An 8,945-nucleotide genomic window follows, 5' to 3' on the forward strand; every position below is an offset into this window, starting at 1 on the left:
ATATGAGAATTATAGTAATGTTTGATTTGCCAGTGACTACAATAAGTGATCGAAGAGCATATACACAGTTTAGAAAATATCTGATAAAGAATGGATTTCTAATGTTGCAGGAGAGTGTATATTGTAAGTTAGCACAAAATTCCACGGCAGCGGATTTGATAACTCAAGGTGTAAGAAAGAACAAACCTCCATCAGGATTGGTTCAAACTTTGAAAATTACAGAAAAACAATTTTCCAGGATGGAATATATTGTAGGTGAGCGTAAAAATGAGGTTTTAGATTCTGATGAGAGGGTTGTGATTTTATGAGATTGGTTAATAGCAGATATGGAATTAATATTGAATTTAGAGAGAATGAAATAAATACGTTGATTGTGGAAAAGCCGGAATTTCTTACCGACGTGGTTCAAAATATTATGAAACAAATAGAAGGGGAAGAGGGAGATTTTGTTCTTTCAGACAACACAAGCATAAAGATTGATAAGGATGTTGTATTTATTGTTAATCCGTTTGCCATTGATTTTAATAACAAAAAAATAATAAACAGATTATATGAGCAGTTATCTGATGTTGGAAATGATTATATACAAGAATATAATCAGATAAATAGTAGTATAGTAAATACCTTGGACAAAATAACAAACCAGGTTTCGTATAATAATATTACATATAATTTGGAATTCGAATGGAAATCGTTGTATAAGCTGTATAATGTGAGAATTGATGATAATTGTAGTTCTTTGTTCGAAAGAATTGATGAGTACATAAAAATATTGTCAAATGTGTATCATTCCAGACTAGTAGTTTTTTTAAATCTAAAGGATTATTTGAGTATGGAGCAGATTCAAAATTTAAAACAAAGTTGCTTTTATTATAAGATGCACGTGTTGTTAATAGAAAGTGTGGAAAGATATAAATCAAATCAAGAAAACATATTTGTTATAGACAAAGACAGGTGTTTGATTGTAAAATAAATGTTAGCAAAGTTATAATACTACCAAGTATATAGGTTCGGTGATGACAATTTGAGGTTTGAGAACCTTGTAATTTTGTAAGAGTGTAAAACAGTGGTTCGGTGGGAATAGCGGAGCGGATTGTTTGAGAACCTTGTAATTTTGTAAGAGTGTAAAACGCATTATTTTGTTATTTCCCTTGTATTCTTGTTTGAGAACCTTGTAATTTTGTAAGAGTGTAAAACATGACTATTCTAGTTGATAGTTTTCCAAGTGTTTGAGAACCTTGTAATTTTGTAAGAGTGTAAAACAAGCATTAGAGGAAAAGACAAGACACACAGGTTTGAGAACCTTGTAATTTTGTAAGAGTGTAAAACAACTAAGCCAAACAACGGACTATATTTTTTGTTTGAGAACCTTGTAATTTTGTAAGAGTGTAAAACAACAACAAATTCAAAAATGCATTTAGGCAAGTTTGAGAACCTTGTAATTTTGTAAGAGTGTAAAACCGAAATGGCGTGTATGTTTTCAATGGTAACGTTTGAGAACCTTGTAATTTTGTAAGAGTGTAAAACACCTCGGTCGTTGCATCCTCAACGGAATTTTGTTTGAGAACCTTGTAATTTTGTAAGAGTGTAAAACTGTAAAATTTATTTCTCGATTGATTTATTTGTTTGAGAACCTTGTAATTTTGTAAGAGTGTAAAACTCAAAGTTGTATAAATTTCTGTCGTGTCTGTTTGAGAACCTTGTAATTTTGTAAGAGTGTAAAACTGTGTGTATGGCATATCTTTAACTTCCTTAGTTTGAGAACCTTGTAATTTTGTAAGAGTGTAAAACAAAAATTGATGCTGATTTGAACACTTTAGAAGTTTGAGAACCTTGTAATTTTGTAAGAGTGTAAAACCTTTAAATTATTGCAACCAGAAAAAGGTTGGTTTGAGAACCTTGTAATTTTGTAAGAGTGTAAAACCAGGATAATAATCCTCTTCATCATCAACAGGTTTGAGAACCTTGTAATTTTGTAAGAGTGTAAAACCAATTTGGATGCATAGGTGGTTTATTCTTGGTTTGAGAACCTTGTAATTTTGTAAGAGTGTAAAACCTAAACTTTGTTATTTTTTGTTTAGTGGACGTTTGAGAACCTTGTAATTTTGTAAGAGTGTAAAACGGAGAAAATAACGATACAAGTACCAGAATAGTTTGAGAACCTTGTAATTTTGTAAGAGTGTAAAACCAACGGATGAATCGACTTGGGAAATGTTGAGTTTGAGAACCTTGTAATTTTGTAAGAGTGTAAAACTCTCCACTGCCTCCGAGACTACCAGATTGCGTTTGAGAACCTTGTAATTTTGTAAGAGTGTAAAACTCATAGTATATCATTAATTGGTACATCTGGGTTTGAGAACCTTGTAATTTTGTAAGAGTGTAAAACTTGCAGGAGTAAGAATCCTTTAATGTGCGCGTTTGAGAACCTTGTGATTTTGTAAGAGTGCAAAACAATTAAAGCCGGGAATTGATGCAGGTGGTGAGCTTGAGAACCTTAAGTTATCATAAAACGAATAATAAACGCTTGTTTGATGTATGAGGGTTTTAGTACCTGAAAGAATCAAGTTATTGTAAAATATTTGCAGTATCTCGTGAGGGTGATGATGACGGAGCTATGATTGTATGCAGAGATGTTGCAACAATAGCATTGTGGTTATGCTGATAACAGTAATATATATGATGATAGGTTGGGAAAGTTAGTGCTTAAATGATGACGGAATTTATTGAACAGAACAAATAACTGAAGAGAATACTAGCCGGTATTGAGTTAGTAGTTTAATCTACCAATTTCTTTTTCTCCTTATTCTCTTGTGATTGTTTTTTCGAAAAACAATCACAAAAAGAAAGGAGGATACATGAATAGTATCACAGATTTATTTGACGATTATGTATCAAAAGAGCATTTTAGCACTTGGAAGAATTAAGTTATCGCAAAACAATATGCTTAGAGATGCATCAGAAGTAACAGAAGAAAAAATAAAGGAAAGTATTTGATTGGGGCATCAATAAGGGTAAGTGAATCGAATAATGCATTGGAGCTTTATGAAGTGTACTGTGTAAAAGAAGGAGCGATTGATACATCATCAATCAGGTCCTTCGATACAAAAGTATCTTCTCCTGAAGTACCAAGTGCTCCTTCAATACTGAGTTTATTAAAAAAAGTTAGTGAAGTCAACATAGATGATAAAATTGAGAATAGACATCAATGCCGGAAAGATATCTGAAACGGAAGGTCATAACATAATGATATTAACTCTTTCCCATGAACTTACTCATTATGCGGAGAATTTCGTCCATAAGGAGTATGCAGACTTGCAGGAATTTGTCTTTGATGTACTTTCAAAGAATACAGGTAAGGACATTAAAGAGCTTATAGCAGAGGAAACGGAACATCAGAGAAGACAGAACCGGGAACACGGAACGAATATTGAAGTGACAGAGAGCAGGGCCAAGAGTGAACTTGTGGCAAGAGGCTGTGAACTGGTTCTTACGGATGCGGAAACAATCAGGGAACTGGCAGAAAGAAACCGTGGACTTTTTGGAAAAATCAAGGCGAAGATAATTGAGTTTACAGACAGTATCATCAATGCATGTAAGGAAATATTGGGTAAGGATGGAAACATCAAAAACGACGTAATTTCTAAGGAAGCAATGCAGATGAAGGAGTATGCAGAAAAGCTAAGGACATTGTGGAATGAGGCTGTAGGTGCAGCAGGAGAGAGTAATGCTGTAAAGAGTGAGAAGAACAGTGTTTCAGGCGGTGTTCGTGAAATGATACGGTATGATTCTGATAATAATCCATTTGTGGAAATTGACAAAGATATTTTTAAAGGAGTAACTAATAAAAAAGAACGAATAAAGTTGGTCAAGGAAGCAATAAGAGATAGTTTTTCGACTGGAATTGAAATTGATGAAGGAAATGTCTGGTCCAGTGGAAAAACTAGAAAAGAATTTACGGATTCAAAATACAGCAATTGGCTGAAAAGAAAGCACAAGATTATATATACTAGAAAATTGCGTATGGCGGGTAATGCTGATGAAATAGTAAAATCTGTAAAGAAATATTCTTATGAGACGCCTTTACACCCGAGAAAAGATAATTTAATTGGTTTTTATAGAGGGGATACAAAAATAAGGATAGGAAAATTTGACTATACCGCAGATGTGATTTTAGCATTAGATAGTAGCAACAAAATGTATTTTTACGACATAATAAATATAGAAAATACAAAAATAGAAGAGCCGACCGAACCTGGTTCTCAAATGAATGAGAATAACAAGAGACTAGTCAACTCTTCTATTAATAGTATATCCCGAAATTCAGAAAATGACAACAATATTTTAAAGCAGGATAGAAATACAGATGTTATAAAGAAGGCTGCAAATAAACTGGGAGTGTCAGAAAGATTTTTAGAATCAAATCTTGAAGGACGAAGCAGGGAGAGTGCAGTTCAATATTTAAGGTATAACAATCAGGTTAAAAACAGCTTTATTTCAGAAAAGGAATTAGAAGTAATACCGGTACTTAAAGAGCCAACATCAAGCTATGGAATGAGTGATAACATAAAGGAATTTGTTCGTGACAACAATATTTCATACAAAACATTGTCAGAAAATTCCAGGTTAAGGGAAGAATATGCAAAACTGATAGAATATTCAAAAGATGGTTTAGGAAAGAAATTTCTTGAAAGAAGGGCACAAGATAAAGCTCAAGATTATAAAAAGGAAATTGACGAGTGGTATAACAATACAACTAAGGAACAGAGATTGAAAAGTCTTGGAAGATTTTTGATTGAAAGAACATCTGATGTGTTAAAGTCTATAAACGTAAAAGACTATAATATATATTTTGGAAAATCAAAGATACAAAAGATATTAAATAAGCATCAGGATATGGATATAGAATTTATAAAACAGGTACCGGAAATATTGGAAAAACCAATTATAATAATGGATTCAGTTACCAGAAGTGATAGTTTAGTAATTTTGGGAAACCTAATTTCTAAAGAAGGCGAACCCGTTATAGTTTCGTTACTGGTTGATCCTAAAAACAAATCTGGAATAATACAGGACTTTGGAATTATAACAAGTGCGTATGGTAAAAATTTGAACAATTTACAAAAATTAATAAATAATTCAAATATAAGATACATTGAGCCTGACAAAAAAAGAACCAATAAATGGTTGTCAGTACTCAGGCTCCAATTGCCATCATCTACAACCAAATATGGTTCTGTAAATAAGATAACAAATGCATATCAAAATGTCAATGACTTTGCGTTTATGGATAAAAAAGGAGCCTTAGTGGTAGCCAATGCTAAAAATAACCCTGACCAGACATCCGTAAATGCGCCCCTAAAAGACTCCTTTAATGAGAGTATATTTCAAAATAGTGAAAAAGGCAATGACATCTTAAAACAGGACAGCAACATTTTGTATTCATATGGAGGACGAAATTCTAACAATGTGGATTTGCGGGAGTTGCAAAGAACTAATGAGATGGAAAAGGAAGGTGAGAGTTTTGAAGATATATTTAAGAAAACAGGTTGGTTCCGTGGAATTGATAACATATGGAAATATGAAATTGATGATTCTAAAATGACGTTTAACAGAAGAGGACATTTAAGCCTGAAAGATAATCAGGACTACAGACGTTATGAAGAACTGTCAGAACAGGTTGATAAAATTTTGAATAAACAGTGGGAAGGATTAAATGCTTTATATGCGATAATGATAATTTGTCAATAATTGTAAGCGTAAGAATTGATGGAAATGGCGTATATGAATTAAAGCAGGTAGCCTCTAATTTCATAACGGGTATGTATGGAAGAAAAGGAATAGCTGCGTTAATAGACAGAGCTGCTAAAGATAACAAAATACTATATATAAACAATAAAAAAAGCCATAACATATTCTCGTTGGCAAGGGTACAATTCCCTTACTCGCTGAATAATTATGACTTTGACACCATAATACACAAGAGCAGTTATATTGTCAATAATAAATCGGCAGAAAGTGAAGACATTCGCTACCAGGCCAGAATAAATGCCATAACAGATGCAGAGAGCATGACACAGGATAATGGAATAGCAAGTTACACGGAAGAAAGATTGGAGGACTTGTATACAGATTATGCTGCCATGAACGAAGATTATTCACAGGCATATCTGACCAGACTGTCACCGGAAGAGTTTTTGAAACTTACCACAGAGGATGATGATGCGTATAACAGAATAATAAGTGAGTCAACCAATCTGGATAAAGAGAAGTTAAGAAATAACAGTCAGCCAATATACTTAAGAATATATGATGATGGGGAGGTTAAAGGACACGAGGGCAGACATAGAATGGCAGCCCTGATGGATGCAGGAATTACAAGTGTAAATAAATCGAAATTTAGAGATATAAACACAGTTGTTCAAAAAGCGGTTGATATTTTAACAAAATATCCGGGTGTTGAGTACAGGGGAAAAAATCCGGTAATTACAAATTTGGATACAGGAGATAAAGTTCAAGTAACTAAAAAATCATTAAAACACGGAATGCGTATGGGACATTCAGAAGCAACAATATTTGTAAGCTTAAATATAGGTGATGACATTAAATATGGAATCAAGGTTAATGAAGCAATAGGAAATAGAAATAATGCTGACAGTTCATATGTTTTGATGGGATGTATGATGGATGAAAAAAACAATAACTATTATTATCGCATTGTAGTAAACAGATACGATAGTAATAGAATTGGAGATTATTATATAGATGATATGTATGCTGTAAAAGCAAAAAAAGAAGAGACATTTACGGCGGTAATGCCGACAAGGGTTACAGCTAATGCTGATGCCTCCAACATCTCTTCTAACATTAAAGTATCAGACTTTTTAAATGAAGTCAAGGAATACTATGGCGACAGTTTATCAGAAGATGTAAATAATCATTTGGGTAGATTAAGAGAAAAAAGTGATATAGAGGGACTTTTATATCAGAACAGGGCAATAGATATGCTTGTTAAGAAGATGGAAAAAGACAGTGGAACTAATGTAAGCAGTGATGTATTGCATAAGAAATTAAAAAAGGCATTTGAAAATGCAAGAATCAGGCTTATGAGGATGGAATGCCAATGGAGAGAGGTTGGAATGAATTAATCAAAAAGCACAGCAAGGAATTTGAAGTATTTATTTCATAAAAATCGCTCTTATAGTCCAAATTTATTTGCAGATTTTTTATAACATCTGTATTTCTATCCTTTCTATCCTGATTTAAGATGGCATTGTTTTTTCATTATTTTGAGATATACTTCTATTAAGAGGAGAAGCAAGAGCGTTTCGGACGTCCAATCTAGGGGCTTGTACATCTAGAGCTTGCGTAACTCTTTTTTCTGTGTAACCTGACACAACTCATATTTTTTTTTAACGATCTTGTAAATTTCGTAAGGGTGTAGAAATGACATTGCCATTCCTTGAATGCTCTCAAGGTTCACCCCTCATAATCCTAAAAATTAACATAATAGTATTGTTATATGCGCATCATTATCTATATTGATTTAAACAACGCCACAGACAAGGAAATCTTTTGATATAAGAAAAATATGAAAATTTATTATTGAACATAATAGGTGAAGACTACTAGCCGGCATTGGGTTAGTAGTTTTTTATTTGAACGAAAATAGATACAAGGAACAAAATTCCATCTTCACAACAAACATCCGTTCCTTCACAAGTCCTTTTTAATGGACTTAAAAAATGCTAATGTTTATGTAAGGTAAATTTATAATCTTCAAATTTTACTACTAATTAATCTTTATTAACTTTTACTAAATTTAAACGGAGGTGGCATTTATGCATATTTTAGCTTTTATATTGATGCTTGTAGTTGGTTCAATAGTGGCGGCAAGCAATGGGGATTTTTCAGGGTTGATAGGAATAGGAAAAATTGTGGGAGGTATAATATTTGTCTTTGCACTTATGTGGCTGTTACTTCACCCGGTTTTACTGGTAATTGCAATTTTTATTTTAATTATGTTTGTTGAGGTTTGTTTAAGAAACAAATAAAGTTCATTGGCTAAATTAATATGAAACTTTATAAGATAAGGAGGCTCACATGAGTACAGATTTACTATATTACATTATGGATTACAGCGAAAATTATTACCGGGTAAATAAAGAGGAACAGTTGGTGGTGGCAGCAGGTAAAGAAGAAACTACAGTTTTCACATTTTCTCAGGCAAATAGCAAAATATCCGTTGGGAAAAAAATCATCTTTTTATCGTATGATTCCGGTGGAAGGGGAAAATGAATCGTTAGATTATGAGAAAACTGAGGTTCAGTACAGTGGAAATGAGGAAACTTATGACTTTGTTCAGGAAGATATTTCACTGGCAAAAAAACTTACCAGAGACGAAGTTCATTGTAGTATAACCAAAAATCCATCTTCCTATGATTTGTCGGAAATGGATTGGGAGGAATATTTAACACATTTTGCATATGAGGCTTCAAATTTAACTGATTACAAAGATGAATTAACAAAAAAGCAGTCAGAAGTAGACCAAAAGATTTGTGATGTTTTGCATTATATTGGATTGTGTGAAACAGATGACAATGAAGCAACTGATCTTGTGGAGCTGTTAAGGGTTTGTGGTGAAAACCGTCGTGAAATAAAGGATGAATTGTTTGAAAACAGCAATATGCATAAGGCGAAAGCGAATACGAACACAACCAATGAAGTGAATGAAAATAGGAGGAACTTAACTGTATGTATGCTTTAACGGATTACATAGATTGTGAAGCATTAGCGGACACATGTGAGGAAAATTTAGCGGAAGTTGAGGATATTATGAATGTAAAAGAGAATGATGATGGTCTGGTTGTTGCAGAAAATCAAGAAGTATAGAAATGCTGACTTGTAAAAGTAAATTCCGTATGAAAGACTAAATTCCACCCACTGTT

8 protein-coding genes and 1 CRISPR repeat array are annotated in these 8,945 nt (G+C 33.0%); all 8 genes read left to right on the plus strand.

Annotated features, from left to right (window positions below; translation table 11 throughout):
- Positions 1–2: 2 nt before the first annotated feature.
- Complete coding sequence (gene cas2, locus DWW68_RS12335) at positions 3–308, plus strand: CRISPR-associated endonuclease Cas2 (RefSeq protein WP_118590140.1); 306 nt, start codon at positions 3–5, stop codon at positions 306–308.
- Positions 305–973, plus strand: coding sequence for a type II-A CRISPR-associated protein Csn2 (csn2, locus tag DWW68_RS12340; RefSeq protein WP_118590142.1), 669 nt, complete (start codon positions 305–307; stop codon positions 971–973). Before cas2 ends, csn2 begins: the two co-directional genes overlap by 4 nt.
- A gap of 56 nt (positions 974–1,029) precedes the next feature.
- Positions 1,030–2,453: a CRISPR direct-repeat array (repeat unit 36 nt; unit sequence GTTTGAGAACCTTGTAATTTTGTAAGAGTGTAAAAC).
- A 727-nt stretch (positions 2,454–3,180) separates the two neighbouring features.
- Entirely contained in the window at positions 3,181–5,748 is a 2,568-nt protein-coding gene (locus DWW68_RS12350) for an LPD23 domain-containing protein (protein WP_118595016.1), read from the plus strand.
- A complete protein-coding gene (locus DWW68_RS12355) occupies positions 5,700–7,145 on the plus strand; it encodes a hypothetical protein (protein ID WP_147365690.1) in 1,446 nt (481 codons plus the stop codon). Before DWW68_RS12350 ends, DWW68_RS12355 begins: the two co-directional genes overlap by 49 nt.
- Positions 7,146–7,838: 693 nt before the next feature.
- Positions 7,839–8,051 (plus strand): hypothetical protein, encoded by a 213-nt coding sequence (locus tag DWW68_RS12360; protein ID WP_118590150.1) that lies wholly within the window; start codon positions 7,839–7,841, stop codon positions 8,049–8,051.
- Between the two features lie 49 nt (positions 8,052–8,100).
- The gene (locus DWW68_RS12365) at positions 8,101–8,295 is read left to right on the plus strand and encodes a hypothetical protein (RefSeq protein ID WP_118590152.1); all 195 of its coding nucleotides are present in this window, start codon (positions 8,101–8,103) and stop codon (positions 8,293–8,295) included.
- Complete coding sequence (locus DWW68_RS12370; RefSeq protein WP_147365769.1) at positions 8,243–8,764, plus strand: hypothetical protein; 522 nt, start codon at positions 8,243–8,245, stop codon at positions 8,762–8,764. The genes DWW68_RS12365 and DWW68_RS12370 overlap by 53 nt, the downstream gene beginning before the upstream one ends.
- Positions 8,752–8,889, plus strand: a complete 138-nt coding sequence (locus DWW68_RS13525) for a hypothetical protein (RefSeq protein WP_158576906.1) — start codon at positions 8,752–8,754, stop codon at positions 8,887–8,889. The genes DWW68_RS12370 and DWW68_RS13525 overlap by 13 nt, the downstream gene beginning before the upstream one ends.
- Positions 8,890–8,945: the final 56 nt, after the last annotated feature.

Origin of the sequence: Eubacterium sp. AF16-48 (genome assembly GCF_003479405.1) — a bacterium.
Classification (GTDB): domain Bacteria; phylum Bacillota; class Clostridia; order Lachnospirales; family Lachnospiraceae; genus Eubacterium_G; species Eubacterium_G segne.